Raw genomic sequence first — 20051 nt, forward strand, 5'->3', positions numbered from 1 at the left:
CTTAAAGGTTCTAAATCTAAATTAAAATGATGGACCGATTGAGAATTCGAATACGGTCGCATCTTGATAAAGCGGATCGCGGTTCAGCGGGAAGCCCCATTCAAAGCGCAAGACCCCGATCGGCGAATACCAGCGAATACCAAAGCCCACGTCAGCGTAGAAATTCTCTTCTGAAAGAACGTCGTCAGCTGCACCGGCGTCGAAGAATCCAGCACCCATGATGCCAGCTTCTTTCACCAAAGGGAACTGTAATTCTGTCTGGTACATCGCTTGTTGAGTACCCCCGTAGAATCTCATCGAACGATCGCGTTTTTCTTGATCGCTCATTCCCGGGTTTTCTGTTGTTAATTTGTCATAGACCTTTTGAGAGAACTTCATTTTACCAACGCGATAAGAGCGATAACCGCGCAGAGAATAAGGTCCACCCAGAAGGTACAATTCACTGAACGGCACCTCTTGCCCCTCAAGAGCGTCAATGCGAGCGTAAGTGAGGTTATTTCTCCACACTACATCCCAGAAAATATTTTTGTAATAGCGGAAAGTCGCGCTGCCGCGTGTGTACTTTAAGTCACCACCTAGACCTGCGTACTCAAACGAACCGCTCGTATAGATACCTTTCGTCGGCATCTGACGGTCATTACGCGTGTCGTACTCAAGTGTCGCGGTCAAAGAACTTGTTACCCCTGAAGCTGACGCCAATGGGAACAAGTCTGGGTCCGTGATGAGCTCCCCTTTGGAGTCATACTTGTTCGACAACTCTGTATCATCGTATTTGTAGCGCAAGTAACCGCGTGTGTATTCCGCGATCGGATGACCGAAACGAATTGCTCCACCTTTGTGGTTTTCATCGTAGTCCGCACGGCCTGAGTTCGCACTTTGATAAATATCCGCACCGACAGACCAAAGAGTGTCACGGAAGTACGGCTCTGTGAACGACAAGCTGTAATAGCTTCCCGTATTACTCAAGTTCAAAGAGGCACCCAGGTTCTGACCTTTACCCAAGAAGTTCGCCTGATTCACTGAGCCCTGCAAAGTGAAACCTTGCGAAGTTCCGTAACCGGCACCCAACTGGATTTGTCCTGTGTTTCTTTCTTTGACCGCGATATCAACGTTCATGATCTCCGTGCGCTCAGGATCAATCGACGTTTTGAAATTCACTTCTTCGAAGTAACCCAAACGCTGGATGTTTTCCAACGACTGACGACGGCGCGTTTCGTTGTAAAGCTCCCCTTCATTGATCTTCAACTCACGACGGATAACTTTATCACGCGTCTTGGAGTTGCCGACCATGTTGATCTTACCAAAGTAAACTTTCGTGCCCTTGTCGAACTCGAAGATCAAATTCACTTTGCGTTCTTTGGCATTGAACGCCGTACGAGGAATGACGTTGGCGTAAGCGTAACCAAGATCGCCGTACTTCGCCGTCAATTCACTGATGTCTTTTTGCAAAACATCGTAAGCAAAAACGCCGTTGTCATCGATCTTGATTGTTTCAAAAAGTTCTTGGCGCGGGAAAAGAATATCGCCGGCGAAATCCACTTCGCCCACATCGTATTGTTCGCCCTCTTCGATGCGAATCGTGATGTAGATGTTTTTCTTATCCGGAGTCACAGTGACTTGCGGACGATCCACCTTCGCTTGCACGTAACCTTGGTTCCAGTAAAGGAAACGCAAGATCTGCACGTCACGCTCAAACATCTCTTGCTTGTACTGACCAGAACCGCTCAAGCCGGAAAAGAAACCACCCTCTTGCGTGAGCATTTTTGACTTCAGTTGCCCATCTGGAAGATGTTTGTTTCCTAAGAAAGTGATTTTCTTCACTTTCACTTTGTCATTTTCACGAACTTTGAAAACTAGACGAACCGTTTCGTCTTTTTTAAGAATCTGTACTTCCGCTTCGACTTTCGCGAGGAAGTAACCTTTGTCTTCATAAAGTTTTTGGATTTTCTCAACGGCCTCTTTCACCTTCGCCATGTTGAGGAGTTGATACGCTTTAATGCCGGCAGCATCCGCAATGTCTTCCGACTTTACTTCGCTATTACCTTCATACGCGATCTCGGTGATAGACGGCTTTTCTAAAACTTTGTAAGTGAGCGTGACATCTTTGCCGGAAACTTGACGGTCGACTTCGATATCGTTGAAGAAACCGAGCTTAAACAACGCTTCGACATCGTCACGAATGTGCGCGGCATTGTAGGTCTCTCCCACTTTGGAAGTGATCTTCGTAAGAATCGCGTCTTTTTCAATTTTGCGATTTCCAGCGACTTCGATATTTTTAATCGTAAGACCGGATGAGTTGGCAGCTGCTGCGACTTGCACAGGAGCTTTTGCTTTCGCGGTTTTCTTTTTCGCAGGCTGTGCCCAAACCGTTGAAGCTAAGGAAGTAATTAACAGTACACTGAGAAGCTTAATCAAAGTTTCAATTCCCCAACGGGCCAGGCCCGGTTTTTTAAAAACTATAACAGTTTTCAATACTTACAATTTGATTGGGGAATCGTAACTTAAGACCAAGGTCCTGTCAAAGAAGACGCGCTGCGCACGCCCTGTGGGAGAGGATTTTAACTTCTCTTAGCTTTGCCATTGACCGTCTTTCATTCGGTAAACTTTTGGAAATCTTGTCGCGAAAGTCAGGTCGTGCGTGACGATGACAAGAGCGAGTTTCATCTCCTCTTTCAGTCGGAAAAACAGTTCTTGAATCTTGCCGCTCGTATGCGAATCCAAGTTTCCTGTCGGCTCGTCCGCGAAAAGAATCTTTGGATGTCGCACCAAGGCACGCGCAATGGCCACACGCTGCAACTCACCGCCCGAAAGCTGATTTGGGTAGTGTTCAAAACGCTCTGCCAAGCCCATGAACTCGAGCAAGTGCAACGCCTTTTCGCGCGCCGCTTTCAGCGACTCACCCGCCACACGGCAGGGAATCATGACATTTTCGAGAGCGGAAAATTCACTGAGCAAGTGATGGAACTGAAATACAAATCCCATCTCGGAATTGCGAAAGCGCGAGAGCTCCTCGTCACTCATCTCAAGAAGATTTCGGCCTTCACAATAAAGTTCACCGCGATTAGGGCGGTCCAATGTTCCCATGATTTGCAAAAGCGTGCTCTTACCCGCGCCGGAAGAACCAAGAATCGCCAAAGCCTCGCCCTGCTTAATTTCTAAGCTGATACCACGAAGGATTTCGAGTTCGCCGGTGCCTTGCGAATAAGATTTATGAATATCAACGGCTCTTAGAAAAACATTGTCATCACTCATTACGCAACCCTTCCACAGGATTCAATCGACCACCTCGACGAGCCGGAGCCAGCGTCGCGATGAAACAAATTAACAACGTCGCCACACAGATCGCGACCGAGTCGATCAAACGGATGTTCAACTCAATGGAGTCTAAACGATAAACTTCGCCCGCAATCAATCCCAAACGGCTCTGTGCAAAAGCAAAAAGACCGCAGAGGATCGCGCCGAGAATAAAACCAAAGAAGATGCCAATGCCGCCCATGAAGAGACCTTGGAATGCGAAAATTTTAATAATATCTTTTTGCGAAAGACCGACCGTTTTGAGAATCGCGATGTCTTTGTAACGACGAACGACATTTACAAACAGGGTCGAGGATATGTTGAAGGCCGCCACCAAAGTAATGATTAAAACGACAAAGAAAATGCCGGGACGCTCGACACTGACCGCTTCGAAAAGATTTTCGTTTGACTCGCGCCAATCGCGCACCCAGTACGGAGATCCCAAAACTCCACTCAGATTGAACGCGGCATCGCGCGCGTGATCAACGTCTTGGAAACGCAAGAGTAGTCCCGAGTAACGATCCCCGATATCCGCGACTTTTTGCGCGGCCATCAAGTCCGTCAAAATGAATCGCTCATTCCATTCGTACTTGCCGAGATCCAAAACGCCTTGCAGTTGAAATTCGCCGACACGACGTTGAAATTTTGACGGATCAACTGTATCCGCAACGGGGACGACGACGCGAAAGCGATCTCCGACTTTGAGATTCATTTTTGTCGCGAGGCCTTTTCCAAGCATTGCCAAAGGCACTTCTCCGGGAGGTCCCCACTCGGCCGAACCACTGACGACACGATTTTTAAAATTAAGCACGTTGCCGACATGTTCCGTGTCGACTCCTTGAATCAGCACACCCGAGATTTTTCCCTGATGAGCTAAAACCGCTTCGATGAACACGAATCGCGTGCTGTCGACAAGTGTCGGTTCGGCTTTGCGAATTCTCTCGGTCAGTTCTTGCCAGTCATCAGGAAAGCGCGATCTTTTCACCACTTGCGCATGACCAGAAACATCGGCCATGGCATTTTTCAAAGTCGATTCAAACCCGCTCATCACAGCCATGGAAGCCACCAGAGCGGCGACTCCTAAAATCAGACCTAACATGGATAAAGGAGCCGAGCCCCCGAAAAGAGTCTTTCGGGACATCAAAAGCCGCCATGAAATCCACGCTAAAGATTTATTCACGAAGGTTTGCTTTCTGAAGTCACTTGCGACTTCAAATACGCCATGATGAAGCCGTCCAGATCCCCGTCCATCACATCATCAACCTGATTGGTTTCAAAATCAGTGCGATGATCTTTCACCATTTGATAAGGGTGCATAACATACGAACGAATTTGCGAGCCCCACTCATTGGCTTTTTTCGTGGCGTTGAGGGCGTCTCTTTCGGCATTGCGCTTTTCGATTTCCAATTCGTAAAGGCGCGCCTTCAACATCTTCATCGCCTTTTCACGGTTCTGAATTTGCGAACGCTCAATCTGGCACGAAACAACGATTCCCGTCGGGATATGATACATACGCACCGCAGAGTCGGTTTTATTGACGTGCTGACCGCCGGCACCGCTAGAGCGGAATGTTTCCACGCGAATGTCTTCGGGGCGCACTTCGATATTGATGTCGTCATCGACTTCAGCCCACGCAAAGACAGATGCAAACGAAGTGTGACGACGGGCATTCGAATCGAACGGAGAAATACGCACCAAACGATGAACTCCCGATTCCGCTTTCAAATATCCGTAAGCATAAGGGCCTTCGATCAAAAGCGTGCACGACTTGATACCGGCGCCTTCGCCCTCGGTCATCTCCACCACTTGCACTTTGTAACCGTGCTTGTCGGCATAACGCGTGTACATGCGCAGAAGCATCTCGGCCCAATCGCAAGACTCTGTTCCGCCCGCGCCGGAGTTGATCGAAAGATACGCACTGTTGGCATCCAACTCGCCGTTAAGAACGCGCTTGAGTTCCAAATCTTGACCGTATTTTTCCAACGCCGTGACTTCGTTTTTCACTTCAAGAAAGCTGTCCTCATCGTGCGCTTCCATCGCCATTTCAAGAAGAACTTTAGAGTCGCTCAAACGATTGGCGAAAGAATCGAACTCCCCCACGGCTCTTTCAAGCAGGGTTTTCTCTTTGTTGATCTTTTGCATTTCAGCAGGTTTTTCCCAGATAGCCGGGTTCTCGGCTTGGATGGAAAGCTCGTCAAGACGCTTCTTTTTTTTATCTAAGTCAAAGATACCCCCGAAGTTCCGTTGAGAAACTTTCGAGAGCCGCGATTCTACTTTTAATTTCGGATGATTCCGTAACGATAGACATAGGCCCCAGTGTAACGAGCACGCGGGGGCTGTCAAGAAAAAGGCCTCCGAGAGGCAGGGAGGGGATCGCTCTCGGAGGCACCAACTAGGGAGAACACAAATTTTCCCTCTTACAATTGCGGTGCCAGCAAGGCTTTCTCGACTGATTGCGAAATAAATCTATCTTGAGGACGAAGCTTTCGGAGCCCCTGGGAATTTGCTCAAACTTTGGACGATTTTAGATGCGCAAAATGTCGTTTCAGAGAAGTTTTCAAGAATGAAGTGCCTCTTCTGGAATATAAAAAGGCTTGAGGGAAATTCAGCTAGAGAGTTTTTTCAAAAGCTTTTCAAAGACCGCATCTTGAAGGTCGAACATTTCTTTGGCGTCCTTCTCATTGGTCTCATGATCGTAGCCTAAAAGATGCAAAACTCCGTGGAGCAACATGTAGCCAAGCTCTTGTTGATAAGAGAGCTTGTGCTCTTTGGCTTGGCGCTTAAGAACCTCGGGGCAAAGCACGAGTTCCCCCATCGACGTGGGCTCCATAGAATCAAAGCTGAGAACATCCGTAGCGTAGTCTTTACCGCGAAATTCGAAGTTCAGTTTTTGCGCGGGTTTTTTATCAAGAAAGACCAGCGTAAGTTCTTTCTTGGCATCCGTGGCCTTAAGAACTTTGCGCTTCTTGAACTCAGCGACAAGCTCTCCCATCCATTCCTGAATGAATTTGCGAGGCGCCGCATGTTTTGATTCGTTGATGATCACAAGTTGCATTAAGAGCCTTGAGTCTGAGAGTGCGTCACATCACCAAGACCGCCCCCCGCACTGCGTGGATAATCGATGCGCTGGTGATAGATTCCCAATAGAATTCGCACGAAAGCCGCTTCCACTTTGGAAATGTCTTTGAGAGTTAGATTACACTCATCCAACTGCCCGTCCGAAAACTTTCTTTGAATGATGTTTCTGACAATGTTTTGCAAACGCGCCGGCGTCGGCTCATCCAAAGAACGCGCGGCTGCTTCGATACTATCCGCGAGCATACAAAGAGCGGCTTCGCGGAATTGCGGTTTCGGACCTGGATAACGGAAATCCTGATCGCTGATTTCTGGATCTTCTTCTTTTTTTAAGTCCAAAGCTTTGTTGTAGAAGTAAGAGATCAACGTCGTCCCGTGATGCTGAATGATGCCGTCGATGATCGGCTTACCCAGTTTAAACGCCGTTCCCATCTCCACACCGTCTTTCACGTGCGCGACGAGCAAAGTCTTACTCATGAACGGAGAAATATGGTCGTGCGGATTATGTCCCGGCTTTTGATTTTCGATAAAATAATTCGCGTGCTCCATCTTGCCGATATCGTGATAGTAACACATCACTTTACCCAGCAAGGGATTCCCGCCGATTTCTTCCGCCGCCGCTTCCACCATCGAACCGACCATCATCGAGTGATGATACGTTCCCGGTGCTTTCACGATCATCTCTTTGAGAAGCGGATGATTGAGGTTGCTCAGCTCGAGAAGTTTGACGTCTGTCGTGTAATTGAAAATCGACTCGAGCAGCGGAATGAACATCATCGCGACAAGAGCACTAAAGATACCGCCAATGAATCCTGCGGGAATTGCGAGAAGGATTTCTGAAATGCCGCCTTCTTGATCAAATCTCGTCATCGTTAAGATGAACGCAATCATCAAGGCATTGACAGCGCCCGTGCGCACGCCCGCAAAATACACGTCGTTCCGAGTTTTACAGTTGTAAACTCCGCGTGCCGCCGCGATACCGCCCACAAGACTCACGAACATGAAAGCATAGTTGTAATCAACCATGATACCAAGACAGACCGAGAGGAACGCGGTGAAAAGCCACACGATCTCGCCGTAAGAGATGAGCAAACCTACAAGCATCGGACCCGCCGCCACCGGAGCCGCATAAAGGAAAATCGCCGGAGGCAGGATGTGTCCCAGCTTCGACGCAAAAGCCGCGTCCGTCACAAAGAGATAAATCTTTGTGAAGAAGATCACACCAAAGGCGATCAACATCATCACCGACACGTCTTTAAATTCGATTTTCACTTTATTGATTGTGAAACGTTTGAGGTACGAGAAGAACACCAAAATCGCCACAGACAACATCAAGGCCATGGACAGCGACATAATATCTTTGCGTTTATCCGCGCGGATATTTTCGATCTGCTTAATGACGGCCATTTGAAACGGCTGCACCACAGAACCTTGAGAAATAATCGTTTGATTTTTCTTAATCGTAATTGTCACTGGGATCACAGCATCGCGAGCGGCTTCCCGGCGGGAAGCTGTCTCTTGCTTATTCAAAGTGAGATTAGGCACCAACAGGGATCTTGCGAAATAAAGCAGATTTGCCTGGTCACTCTCTGAAAAACGATTCAAATCTTTTTTAGAATCGAATTCAAAATTCTCAGGCGCTTGCAGATCGACGATCTCTTCCCGGTTGATCTGGAATTCTTTCCCTAGATTGTTCTTGTGTACGACACGCCCTAGAACGCTCATTTGATTTGCCGGAATAAAACGGTCCGGCGCTTCAGCGATTTTCTTATCGTACCACATTTCGAGGTTACGGATCGCAATCGCCTCAATACGCGGGTTGAATTTAAGGTCAATCAGCCACTCAAACATGAAGTCTGAGACCATCACACCCAATTCTTTTTCAAATTGTTTCTTATGCTGAAAGAAATCCCGTACACGCGCGCGATAATCGGCCGGATTGGAAGGCCACTTTGTTTCGCGATAGTACGCACGCATCGTGCGGAAAGAGTGAATCAGATTAACGGAGACTCTTTCAAATACGTTCGTGTCGTAGTCGTAGACGACCGGAACGGAATACTCGGCCTTCAAGCGTTTTTCTTCCGTTGTCACCTCATCGGTCATTTCAAAACCGATCGGAGAAACAACGTCAAACTTCGCAACGTCACCGACATTAAAATTGTAGGGAATATCGAACTGATAAAAGATGGTGTAGCTTAGCAAAACGCAGTACAGGAAGATCAGCGCGGCACGACGAATGTAGAACTTCTCTTCCATGAATTGCACGATGCGGCCGAAGAAGGTTTTCTCCAGACCAATAGAATCCACCCAGTCGAGAAATTTTAGACTGTGATCTTCGTAATTGACTCGAGTCGCGGGACTCTCGCCTTTTTTTGAATTCTTAGCTCGTTGCATATTCTTAGCGTGTGACCCTCAAAAAAACGGCACTTAGTCCTACCCTAACCCGTTTTGTGAAAATTGTCGAAATCACTGTTTAATTGTGCTAGCAATGAAGAGATTCCATAAGAAAGTCGAGGCTCTTCATGGCACAAATTCCCTCTAACTTACGTCAAATTGAGTCCTTAGTCGAGATCGTATCGCGTCTGCGCGGGCCCGATGGTTGTCCTTGGGATAAGGAGCAAACTCATCAGTCTTTGACTCAGTACGCAATCGAAGAAGCCCATGAACTGGTGGAAGTTTTAGAGCATCCCTCGGAAGGCCCTGCTAAAGATCAAAAAATCAAAGAGGAACTGGGAGATGTTTTATTCCAAGTGGTTCTTCATTCGCAACTCGCATCTGAGCGTGGAGCTTTTACTCTGCAGGACGTGATCGCTGCGATTTCTGAGAAACTCTTGCGTCGTCACCCGCATGTATTCGCAGGCGCGCAGGTCGCAGACACCGATGAGGTCATTCGTAACTGGGAATCGATCAAGAAAGCGGAGAAAGCCATGGCTGTTTCTTTGGATGGCGGCGTTTCGGAATCTCCGTATGCTTTGAACGTGCCTCCGCTCCCCGCTTTGCAACGCGCTTACAAAATAGGCAAACGCACCGAGAAATTGCAATTCGACTGGGATGACGCCGAAGGCGTGATGTTGAAAGTGGAAGAAGAGTTTGAAGAGCTGCGTGAAGCTTTGGAAGAAGGCTCTGAAGCTGAGATTGAACATGAACTGGGTGATGTCTTGTTTTCATTGGCGCAACTAGGACGTCATTTGGAAATGGAACCCGAACAAGTTTTGCGTCGAGCGAATCAGCGTTTTGAAGGTCGCTTCACGAAGATGATCGAACTTGCGCAACTTGCGGGGAAAGATTGGGGTTCGTTGACTTTGCCTGAGAAGGAAGAGTTCTGGCAGAAGGCGAAAGAGTTGTTGAAGAAGAAGTAGCTTGAAAAAAAAGGAAAGAAAGAGGCTTCTTAAAAGCCTCTTTCTGGTTTTCATTTAACTATCCTAGTTATAGAAACAACAGACTAAATCTAGTTATAGAACAACAGAATAAAAGTCCCAGACAAAACTTAACGCAAATCCAGCCCAAATTATAAATTTAAAAATCGACGCTGTTTTTGGCACTGTATCTTTATATTCTCCCGTTGACCACGTAGCTATACCTACTGTCATCAAATTAAAAGCCTGCGCAGAAAACTCGGGAACTCCACTCAATTTCAAAGCCAAAGCAACTGGGATTATCCACAAAGGAAGACTTACATTTTTATTTAAAAGCGTTTTCATACTACATGCCTCTTCTTAATCCAGGGTTAACGACGATATCTCTTTTCTTCTGAATCTTATCTTGAATCTGTTCGTTTGAACGGATGTCAAAATCCCTGGGGACTCTAAATTTATCTTCAGTTTTGTTATCTTCCTTTTTATCGTCTTTGTTACACTCACGACTTGTCGAGCACGCTACTCCCCCCAGAGAGGCGCCAATAATTCCTCCTCCTATGGCTCCCACAGGTCCTCCCGCCAATCCACCCATCGTTGCACCACTAGCACCTGTCGAAATGATATCGCGGATACATTGGCCTACACAGGCATTATCTGAGTTTGCAACAACCTCCCATCTTTTTTTACCAGGACCAGTTTGCTCTTTTCTCTGAGACTCGGAATCTCCAGAAAGGAGGTTTGCGATTCTCTGTAGACGTGTTCTCTGTTTCTGATTATTTTCGTACTTCAAAAGTTCATTGGCCGGGCCTGCCACTCCTGCTGTCCATCCTAATTCGGAAGAACGTTCAAGAATATCTCGATAGACAAAAGAGGCTGCAAAGTTACCGTCTTTTTCCTGTATGTAAAGTGCCAGGTCCTCAACCGCCGCATACAGTTGGTTGGTAGAAATTTCCACTACTTCCTCTGCGCAGGACAGGCTCGCAACAAAGAAACATGCTAAGAATTGTAAAAAGAATTTCATAGTAACTCCTATTAAATGGTTATTGCTGGAGTCCTATCGCAAACTTCATGACAACAAAAAATCACCTCTAATGGAATATATTGGAGTTGGCGTTTAATGAATCCCAGATCCCGGATAATTGTCCGAAAACCAAGAAAACCATTTAACGCTTTATATTCGTTTGTGTTTTATAGAGGTACTTATTGTGGTTACTGCAAAGCACCCGAAGATTTCCAGGATGATCAGATCCTCCCGCCCAGATGGGACGGATATGGTCGATTTCCAACTGCCATTTGGAAGTGCACTTTCTTCCCGTCTTTTTATCAACAAATTGGCAGCATGAATTTTTGCTTAGCAATGTTTTACGCGTGGCCGCTGGAATAGGTTTACGTCGAAGATCGCCTTCCAGACCATTTCCTACCTGGCCACTATTGACTTGGTTTACCTCCCCGGTTTGGTTTTCATTACGGATTTGAATTTGATTAGCGCATTGTCTTTCATTAGAGTGTCGTTGTGGATTATTAGTCTTGCGATCTGCTATCTTCGTTTTCTGAACAATCACTTTATCGGCGAGATATTCAAAAACATCTGACCAACTTCCATTTGGCAGTGAATGCGACAAAAGCATTCGCATTTGTTCGAGCTTTTCCCATTGTGTTCTTGTGAAGCTCAGTTCAAGTCTTACTGACGCATCAGCCTGATGTTGCACTTTGCTGGCGGTCAGAACTTCCATGTTGAAAGCTTGCGCCACCAAAACTTGGGACTCTTCGAAGGACTTTCCCGCGAGGTGATTAAGTAACTCTCTTTTTTCATCGGTGTTTATTGAAATCTTCGCTTCCTTTTTGTTTTGACGAAGAGCTTTTTGGACAAGACTTACTAGAGATAAATTCAGTGCCCCCGTTTCCAACGCGGCACTCAGTTCAGGGATTTCTTTGGATAGACGAGCGGCATCGATACGGCGCTGAGCACTCCCTGCAGAGTAACCAAGATTCTTCGTCAGGTACTCAAACAAACTTGGATACGCCATTTTGAGGTAAAGCTTTCGGCGCTCCACTTCTTGAATATGTTCAAGAATCACGGACAAAAGTTCACGCTCTTGTTTAACTAAAGATTTTAAATTTTGTTCGAGCTCTTCGTTTGATAGGAATTGAATCTTCATGAGCGCCTCCGAGCTTTGGTATACCATCTATTTTAAAACCGGAATTTTTTGAACTTTTGAGCTGTGAAGATGTTTCTTGAATGCTCTCTATTTGATGCCCTCAAAATGCACTGAGAGCGTTTCGCTTAACAATTTTCAAAAAGATACACCCGGCCTCGTCTATGAGAAGAAGAGTTGATATAAGCGATCCCGGGAAGCCGAAAAACACGTCAACAAAAAACTTCATTACATTTTTTCGACGCGACACTTATCACACTCATCACGGTAACACGATCACCATGATTAGCAAGATCTGCCTTCACTGCCAAATGGAAGTAGAAACACGATAGTAATTTCGAAACGAAAATCCTTCGCAGCAATCATTCACTCAAAAAATTTTCACGGGCCCTTGTAGTGTCTCCACTGCTTAAGCCTTAGTTCGTTGCTGTTCTTCAACTCTTCGCTTCAACTTTCGCTCTATTCTTCTTTTATTTCGCGTTTTTATTTTGCATCTCTATTTCCCGCGTCTATCTTACCTTTCTATTCTCTATTCTCGATCCTCTCTCTATATTCTTCCTATACATTCTTCTTCTCCATTCTTCTTCTCGATCCTCCGTCTTCGCCCTAAATACGCTCCAACCAATGTGTTCATCCAGTGTATTTACCAACACGCCCGCCTCTGCTCTCCCCTCTCCTCCCCACTTCAAAAGAATCCGTACAAAAGTTCTGCACAAAGAAAGAACTTCCCAAAAGTACGCGCACTTAGCTCGCTATCAAACAAGGAATCTCCCGCAAACTGTCGACAACTTTGACGGAAGAAAAATTTTTAGAAAGTGATTGATTCTGCAAATTCCTGAAATTTCAAACACTTATCTTGTCTCAAAAAGAGATGACTTAAAAATTAAAAAACAAAATCAGGCAGTTATCGCAAATTTCAGTTTTTCGCCTTCTTGAACGAAACTGGTTCCATCACGAAGCATGGTGGGGCTCAGGAGGGCATAACCGTATGTTTAATCAAGTTGCACGCAAAGCAGTAATGATGGCTTCAGCTGTGGCAATGTTAGCTGGATGTAACAAGAGCACAGACTCTTTCTCTCTGTTGAAAGACGGTGCTGATTACAAACAGCAAGCGGTCTTCATCCCTAAGAAAATCGATATCCTTTGGGTGATCGATAACTCGGGCTCCATGAAAACATCTCAAGACAACCTTGCTTCGAATTTCCAAGCTTTTATTTCCCGTTTCAACCAATACAACTATGACTTCCACATGGCCGTGGTCACAACAGATGGATGGGAAAGACAATTCAACGCAAGTTCAGAGAAGGCTCGCATCAGGGACGGTGCGGTACTTCAAACGAACCCACGCGTTGAAACGCACTCAGGCGTGTTCGTCATGGATAAGGCGACACCAAACTTGAGCAGCGTGTTCGAAACAAACATCAAGCAAGGAACGCTTGGTAACGGTGACGAACGTGCTTTTGAAAGTTTCAAGCAAAGCTTGCTGGATCCTTTCAACTCCAACTTCCGTCGCGCTGATGCGTTCCTCGCGGTGATTATCGTGAGTGACGAAGAAGACTATTCGGGATCTTCAACAGCGTTTGAGGATGCGAGCAAAAACTATCCGGTGCAAAATTACGTCGACTTCTTGAATAGCTACACTGATTTCGCAACAAACGGCAAAAACTACTCTGTAAACGTGATCTCTGTTCCAGATGAGGCTTGTAAAACGCAGCTTTCTACGGATGGTTTTGCACGCAAGATCTCCGTTCGTTTGCCAGAGTTGGCAGACTTGACGGGCGGTGTGAAGGCTTCATTGTGTTCAAACTTCGGTTCGACTTTGGAACTCATCTCAGACTCTATCATCCAGTTGTCAGCCGTGTTTAAACTGAGCCGTGAACCGCAAGAAGATACAATCAAAGTCGTCGTTGACGGTGCGACAGTAGCAAATGACCCAGTCAATGGTTGGACTTACAACGCTTCGGACCTAACAATCACCTTCCACGGATCGTCCGTGCCTGGTGCAAACGCCAACATTCAAATCGACTACTATCCTAAGTCGATAAAACTCTAGAAGGATTTTGTATGGGTGGGGTACAAGCAGCAACAAGCACAAGTCAGTGGTATATACTTCGTGGGGAAATGAAATACGGTCCCTACGAGTATAGATCCCTGATCACGATGATCCAAAACAGTGAGCTCTTTGACTACAACTATGTGTGGGCTCCGCATTTGGAGAATTGGACATTGCTCGGTGATCTTCAGGAGTTTTCGAAAGACCGCCTTTGCCGTCTCATCGAAACTAAAGACCATATCGCAGGTTCATTCAAAGACAGAAAGTGCCCGCGCGTGGATCTTACGACTCCGGTGTATGCGCACAACGATCACAACTTTTTTGACGGCCACACGTTGAGTGTGAGTGAAAACGGAGCTCTCGTTCTTTTGAACGATCCCCTTCTTCTTCCCGGCCAAAAAATCTTATTACATTTTAGAACATCTGAGGTGAATCCTCAGTCTTTCAACGTTCTTTGCGAGATTATTCGTAAGAATTATTCGAAGCAAAGACTCAACGTAAAATCCGGTTTGCATTATGCTGTTCGTTTCCTCTCGGTGCAAGACCAGGGCATGGCTCAATTAACAAAATGGACACGCGGTGGCGTTTCCAAGGAGGAAACAAATGGCATTCTTAAAGTTCATGAATGATTCCGGCTTTGTCGGTTGGTGCATTCTACTCGTGGGCATCGGCTCCCTAGTCCTAGTTGCCGAACGTGCTCGCGCTCTTTATAAAGATTACGGCATGAACGTCGAAGAGTTCATGGGCAAAATCCAAAACCTCGTTTTGGCAAAAAAGCTCGATGAAGCGCTTTTGATGTGCGCGCAACTTGAGAAAAAACCATTAGCTAGCGCCTTCAAAACGATTCTTGAGAAAGCGGATCGTGACGATGATACGATCTTCCAAGCTCATGACATTGCTTTGAGTGAGAACGTGCCTCTTTATACAAAACGTCTGCACTATCTTTCGATGCTTGCCAACGTTGCAACTTTGCTTGGTCTTCTTGGTACAATCCACGGTCTTATCTTGTCGTTCCAAGCGGTAGCGACAGCGGACCCTGCTCAAAAGCAAGCCTTGCTCGCGCACGGTATCTCGGTTTCGATGTATACGACGGCGTTGGGTCTTGCAGTGGCGATTCCAGCAATGGTGTTCTTCTCTTTCTTGACGGCTCGTCAAAACCAATTGATCGAGCAGATGTCAGAGAAGTGCTCTAAATTAACAGAGCTTCTTACAAGTGCTCACATCCCGAACCTGACTCGCCAAAACGTGTTCCCAGATCACGTGACAGCGCCAACGGCTCCTCCTCCAGGTACAAAAGCTTCCTAACGGAAGCTTTTGGGTAGCGGTGGACCTTTATCAAGGATGGGATAATTTATGAGACGCATTCGTAAGATTAAAGTAGATCATAATAGTGAGTTCGAGTTGGACTTAGCTCCCCTGCTCGCCGTGATGGTGAAGCTGGTGCCGGTTCTTCTTGTATCATCTGCGTTTGTGCAAATGATGGTGATCGAATCCGAACTCCCTCAGGTTGTTAACGAAGCTATTCAACGTCAGGAACAAACTCCCACGCCTACGAATGTAGCAATGGAAGTTGATGCTGAAGGAATTCGCATCGTCATCACGGAAAAAGGCCAAGATAAAATCGAAACGATTCCGATGAAAAACGGCGCATTCGATCTTGAGTCATTACACCAAAAGTTGATCGCAGTTAAAAAAGCGCATCCTGAAGTTTTCAAAATTGAATTGAACCCCGACGGCAAAATCCCTTACGACCAGATCGTCAAAATTATGGATGAAGCCCGTCAGGCAAAAGACGTTAACGTCAAGTTTCCCGTTTTCGATACCAAGCAGGGTAAAAACGTGGAGACCAACTACATGTTTCCAGAAGTTGTCTTCGCCAACATGATGGAGGGCTAAGATATGTCACGCCGTCGTAGATTTGAGCCTAATCTTAAAAAGAACTCGACGTTCACCTTGAACATCACATCGATGACAGACATGTTCACCATCATGCTTGTGTTCTTGTTGCAAACGTATTCAACGTCCGACGTACAAATCATTCCTGAGAATGGCTTGCGTCTTCCGTCTTCTGCTTCCATGGTGAATCCTACAGAAGCAGTAAAGCTTTCTCTTTCGCAAGAGGGCTTGAAAATTGACGAGACAAAAATCGCGGATGTGAAGAACGCTGACTTTCTTCCCCAAGATCTAGAAGATAAAGATACAAACTTTATCAAACCGCTTTTCGCAGAATTAGATAAACTCGCGAAAAATTCTGCCGATAAAGCCCACATCAAGGAAGGCCGTATCCTTCTTCAAGCAGATAAGGAACTCCCTTACGCTACACTCCGCAAGGTTATGTATACGGCATCAATGGCAGGCTTTCCACAACTGAAACTTGTTACCATGGTTGGAGAATAAGTTTATGATGCGCACAGTGATTCTGCTTCTGGCATTTCATCTCTTTTCAATGTACTGCTTCGCGGCTGAACAAAAAGGACTTCTGCCTGAAGTTCGTTTGAAAAACGGCAACGAAGAAGAAAACGAAAGAAAAGCTTTCAGCAGCGAGATTATGATTACACGCTCTGAAAACAAGGCTATTGAGTCACTGCAGGTAATCATCAAAAAGAAAAAAGGCTCTCGAGAAGAGGCCGACCTTTGGTATCGTCTTGCCGAACTTTACATGCGCCGTTCGAAATCAGGCCGCTTCTTTGACTTACACCAAGATACGAAACTTATGAAACTTTCACCGTTCCCAGTACCCAATGAAAAAGGTTCTGAAGCGGTGAAACGCGCTATTAAGATTTATACAAAAATTGAGCTCGACTTCCCGAACTTCAAACAAATGGATGCCGTGCTCTTCAACAACGCTTTTGCAAACCAGCAAGTTGCCCAGTACAAACAGTCGGAACAGCTTTATCATAAACTTCTGTCTCGCTTCCCTAAGTCACCTTTGATTGCCGACGGTACTTTGGCGGTGGGTGAGCTGCTTTATGATCAAGGTAAGTTTGCTGAAGCTTTGGAGCATTTCCTTAAAGTGGAAAAATTCCCAAACAGCCGTGTTTATTCCTACGGTATGTATAAAGCCGCTTGGGCTTACTACAATCTTCGCGATAGTGAAAACGGAATTAAAAAACTTGTCGAGGTTGTAAAAACAAATCCGCCTCTGCAAGACGGTGAAGTGCCAACAAACCGCCACAACCTGCGTCGCGAAGCTTTGCGCGATTTGACGGTTTTTATCGGCGACTCCTACCCTGCTAACAAACTTTATTCTTTCTTTGAAGACATCACGACGGAAGATGAGCTGGGTCAGTCCATGGTTGACCTTGCAAAACTTTACGAATCACATAGCCGACACAAGGAAATGAATGTCTTTCTTGAAGAGTACATCGAAAAACGTCCTTCAGGTCCTGACGTTGTAAAGTCCCACTTGTTCCTTGTTGACGCCAACGAGAACATGAAGAAACGTGACAAAGTGATTGAGCACTTACAAATGGCTTCCGATCACTGTAAGAAAGACGCCACGTGGAGATCTTTGCAAAAGCCTGAAGATGCCAAAGTGGCTTGTGAAGAAGAGTTCCGTACCGCCAGTCTGGATATGGCCCGCAAGTGGTGGGAAATCTGGCTTAAGAACAAACAAAACGTTGCGTTCTCTGACTTAACGCAAAGACTTTTCAAATTGATTCTTGAAAATGACGACTCTGCAAAACCGGATCTTAAAACTCGTTTTGCTTACGGCGAGCTTCTTTTCCAATTGGAAAAATACGACGAAGCCAGCACGCAATATAAAATGGTCGGCGATAAAGCGACAGAAGAACCTCTGCGCCATGACGCCAACTATGCGGCTCTTTATTCCAAAGAGAAATCCATTGAAAAAGGCAAAGATCCTTTGAAAGAAGCTGAGCGCAAAGAATTGGCCGCCAATTATTTGACGAAGCATCCGACGGGCAAGTTCTCGACATTAGTGAAATTTAAACTGGGTCATATCGCTTACGAAGAAAGCAACTATGCGGAAGCAGAAAAAATTCTTCAACCATTGGCTCAGCTTAAAGGCGCAGATAACGCTGATATCAAGAAAAAGTCGGAAGACTTGATCTTGGATATGCTGAACATCCGTAAAGACTATGCGGGAATTAAAGCCTTCTCGAAACAAGTTATGACTTCTACAGGCGATGCAAGCCGTAGAAAGAACATGAACAAAATCATGGAAGAGGCGCATTTCACAGAGATTCAAGAGTTTGCTAAAGGCGGCGACAAAGATCAAGCATCGCAAAAACTTATCGCCTTCGCCAAAGAACATGAAGACTCAAAACTTTCTCAAGATGCTTTGTGGCAGGCCCTGAGCCTTCTGTATGCGGAAGGCAAAGTTTATGACGCCGCGGAACTATCGATGAAGTTCGTGCAAAAATATCCAGATGATAAGCGCAACCTTGACGCCTTGAAAGAGGCCGCTAAGGCTTATGCGGACGTCGGTCAAATTTCTAAATCCGCTGAGACTCTTTTGAAAATCGCGGATCTGGATAAAAAAGGCCGTAACACGCACCTTGAATTGGCAGCGGACATCTATCTTTTGGAAAAGAAAACAAAAGAGGCCCGTGCCGCTTACAATGGCATCTTGAGCGCGGCTGACAATAAAACATTGTCGCGAATCTATGGCAAACTTATGGATTCCTACAAAAACGAATCCCGCTCAAGCGAGCTTGAGAAGTTGCAAAATCAAATCTTGGCGAAAGGTATTGAGCCTTATACGACAGAGATTATGATTGACCGCGCGAAAGCGCTTTTGGATTCCGGCAAAACAACGGCCGCATTTGATTTGGCAATGAAAGCGAACGGCCGCGACGTTTCCGCGGAAATCCGTGCAGAAGCCCGTTTGATCCAGGCGCGCATTCTTGAAAAAGAACTTGTCGCACAAAGCGTAAAAGCCCGTGAAGAAAAATTCGCGATGGTTTTGGCAATGAAAACGGAAAAACTGGATAAAGCTCACACGGCTTACTTCACAACGTTGAAAATGAGCAAAGACCCTTATCAACAGTTGGAAGCTATGCGCGGTATTGACCGTTGTTACGGAAACTTTATCGAGAGCTTGGAAACAATGCCCCTCCCCGCTTCTTTGAGCGCGGAAGATCAAACAGCTTTGCGTGCCGAGATCGCCAAACTGACAACTCCGATTCAAGAGAAGAAGAACGAGAATGAGGCGAAACTTAAAGTCTTGGCGGCTTCCAAAGGTCAAGCGGCGACGACAGAGCGTGCGTTTGCTTCCATCCGCGTGGATCAAACGGTTCCGCCAATGGTGGCTTATCCTTCTGTAGAAAAGATGACAGCGTTCTTGCCTTCATCCGCAAATATGGACATCGGCAGCGTGTCTCGCTTTGAGACGCGAACTCCAAAAGCTTGTAACAGATCTGCGGTGATGAGCGGACAAGTCACAAAATCGAACGCTCCGGAAATTGCGGGAAATTGTTATTATTCTCGACAGTACGATACGGTGGAAAGATTGGGCCTTGAGCTTGCAAAACAGAAAGACGCGCGTGCCTTGGGTCTTTTCTATGCCAGCCTTGGTGCGGAAGCCAAAGGCTATTCGGCGAAAGCGTTGTGGATGATTGAATCCGCTTTGAAGAACCAGCCAGAAGCTTCTCCGTTCGTGTACCAAAAAGCGCGTCTCGTTTATAGAGACGAAGGCTTGAATTCCGCAATGCCGTTTTTCGAAAAAGTTTTAGACATGCAAATGCCTTCAACAGAAATGAAAACTTTCGCGGGAGTGAAGGCTTTCTCAGAGGGAGATTTTACGAAAGCAATTGAAAAATTGTCTTCTCTCTCTAAAGAACAGTTGTATACTTTGAATGTGGGAACTCTTGTGAGCGAGTCATATGCTCAGAAGGGTGAAGTCGAAAAGGCATTGAGCACGATCAAAGATCTGCTTACCATCAAGAAGGACAACGCCGACTTCCTCTTACAACAAGCACACTTGTTTGAGACCTACAAGCAAAGCCCAACGCTCGCGTTGGACTCTTATGAAAAAGCGTTTAAAGCCAGTCAGCAATTGGATATGCGTGATTGGTTAGGTAAGAAAATACAGTATTTGAAAACACAAAACAAAGTCGGTCAGCACGTTATCTCGGGAGACTTGTAGTATGGAGG

16 protein-coding genes are annotated in these 20051 nt (G+C 46.0%); 7 read left to right on the forward strand and 9 right to left on the reverse strand.

Annotation, left to right across the window (positions count from 1 at the left end; all coding sequences use genetic code 11):
* Positions 1-21: 21 nt before the first annotated feature.
* From bamA to QJS83_RS16325, 6 genes are all read right to left on the reverse strand, one after another.
* Positions 22-2472 (reverse strand): outer membrane protein assembly factor BamA, encoded by a 2451-nt coding sequence (gene bamA, locus QJS83_RS16300; protein WP_284606433.1) that lies wholly within the window; start codon positions 2470-2472, stop codon positions 22-24.
* Positions 2473-2568: 96 nt separating this feature from the next.
* Positions 2569-3252, reverse strand: a complete 684-nt coding sequence (locus QJS83_RS16305) for an ABC transporter ATP-binding protein (RefSeq protein ID WP_284606435.1) — start codon at positions 3250-3252, stop codon at positions 2569-2571.
* Complete coding sequence (locus tag QJS83_RS16310) at positions 3245-4474, reverse strand: ABC transporter permease (RefSeq protein WP_284606437.1); 1230 nt, start codon at positions 4472-4474, stop codon at positions 3245-3247. The genes QJS83_RS16305 and QJS83_RS16310 overlap by 8 nt, the downstream gene beginning before the upstream one ends.
* Positions 4471-5523 (reverse strand): peptide chain release factor 2, encoded by a 1053-nt coding sequence (gene prfB / locus QJS83_RS16315; RefSeq protein ID WP_374030221.1) that lies wholly within the window; start codon positions 5521-5523, stop codon positions 4471-4473. Before prfB ends, QJS83_RS16310 begins: the two co-directional genes overlap by 4 nt.
* A gap of 376 nt (positions 5524-5899) precedes the next feature.
* Positions 5900-6349, reverse strand: coding sequence for an rRNA maturation RNase YbeY (ybeY, locus tag QJS83_RS16320; protein ID WP_284606442.1), 450 nt, complete (start codon positions 6347-6349; stop codon positions 5900-5902).
* Positions 6349-8763, reverse strand: coding sequence for an HD family phosphohydrolase (locus QJS83_RS16325; protein WP_284606444.1), 2415 nt, complete (start codon positions 8761-8763; stop codon positions 6349-6351). Before QJS83_RS16325 ends, ybeY begins: the two co-directional genes overlap by 1 nt.
* A gap of 128 nt (positions 8764-8891) precedes the next feature.
* Between QJS83_RS16325 and mazG the strand changes: the two genes are divergently transcribed.
* Positions 8892-9728, forward strand: a complete 837-nt coding sequence (gene mazG, locus QJS83_RS16330; protein ID WP_284606446.1) for a nucleoside triphosphate pyrophosphohydrolase — start codon at positions 8892-8894, stop codon at positions 9726-9728.
* Positions 9729-9821: 93 nt separating this feature from the next.
* Here mazG and QJS83_RS16335 read toward each other — a convergent pair whose 3' ends face one another.
* The 3 genes from QJS83_RS16335 to QJS83_RS16345 all read right to left on the reverse strand — a co-directional run bounded on the left by QJS83_RS16335 (position 9822) and on the right by QJS83_RS16345 (position 11884).
* Positions 9822-10070 (reverse strand): hypothetical protein, encoded by a 249-nt coding sequence (locus QJS83_RS16335; protein WP_284606448.1) that lies wholly within the window; start codon positions 10068-10070, stop codon positions 9822-9824.
* Between the two features lies 1 nt (position 10071).
* Positions 10072-10746 (reverse strand): hypothetical protein, encoded by a 675-nt coding sequence (locus QJS83_RS16340; RefSeq protein ID WP_284606449.1) that lies wholly within the window; start codon positions 10744-10746, stop codon positions 10072-10074.
* 142 nt (positions 10747-10888) lie between these two features.
* A complete protein-coding gene (locus tag QJS83_RS16345) occupies positions 10889-11884 on the reverse strand; it encodes an HNH endonuclease (RefSeq protein WP_284606451.1) in 996 nt (331 codons plus the stop codon).
* A gap of 985 nt (positions 11885-12869) precedes the next feature.
* Between QJS83_RS16345 and QJS83_RS16350 the strand changes: the two genes are divergently transcribed.
* Genes QJS83_RS16350 through QJS83_RS16375 form a run of 6 tightly spaced genes read left to right on the forward strand, consistent with a single transcriptional unit; the run spans position 12870 to position 20043 of the window.
* Entirely contained in the window at positions 12870-13934 is a 1065-nt protein-coding gene (locus QJS83_RS16350) for a vWA domain-containing protein (protein ID WP_284606453.1), read from the forward strand.
* Positions 13935-13945: 11 nt separating this feature from the next.
* Entirely contained in the window at positions 13946-14563 is a 618-nt protein-coding gene (locus QJS83_RS16355) for a PilZ domain-containing protein (protein ID WP_284606454.1), read from the forward strand.
* Positions 14538-15239, forward strand: coding sequence for a MotA/TolQ/ExbB proton channel family protein (locus tag QJS83_RS16360; protein ID WP_284606456.1), 702 nt, complete (start codon positions 14538-14540; stop codon positions 15237-15239). The genes QJS83_RS16355 and QJS83_RS16360 overlap by 26 nt, the downstream gene beginning before the upstream one ends.
* 48 nt (positions 15240-15287) lie before the next feature.
* Positions 15288-15830 carry an ExbD/TolR family protein gene (locus QJS83_RS16365; protein ID WP_284606457.1) on the forward strand — a complete coding sequence of 181 codons (543 nt, stop codon included), beginning with the start codon at positions 15288-15290 and terminating at the stop codon, positions 15828-15830.
* 3 nt (positions 15831-15833) lie between these two features.
* Positions 15834-16331, forward strand: coding sequence for an ExbD/TolR family protein (locus QJS83_RS16370; protein ID WP_284606458.1), 498 nt, complete (start codon positions 15834-15836; stop codon positions 16329-16331).
* 4 nt (positions 16332-16335) lie between these two features.
* Positions 16336-20043, forward strand: coding sequence for a tetratricopeptide repeat protein (locus QJS83_RS16375; RefSeq protein WP_284606459.1), 3708 nt, complete (start codon positions 16336-16338; stop codon positions 20041-20043).
* The last annotated feature ends 8 nt before the right edge of the window (positions 20044-20051 follow it).

Origin of the sequence: Bdellovibrio sp. 22V (genome assembly GCF_030169785.1) — a bacterium.
Classification (GTDB): Bacteria; Bdellovibrionota; Bdellovibrionia; order Bdellovibrionales; family Bdellovibrionaceae; genus Bdellovibrio.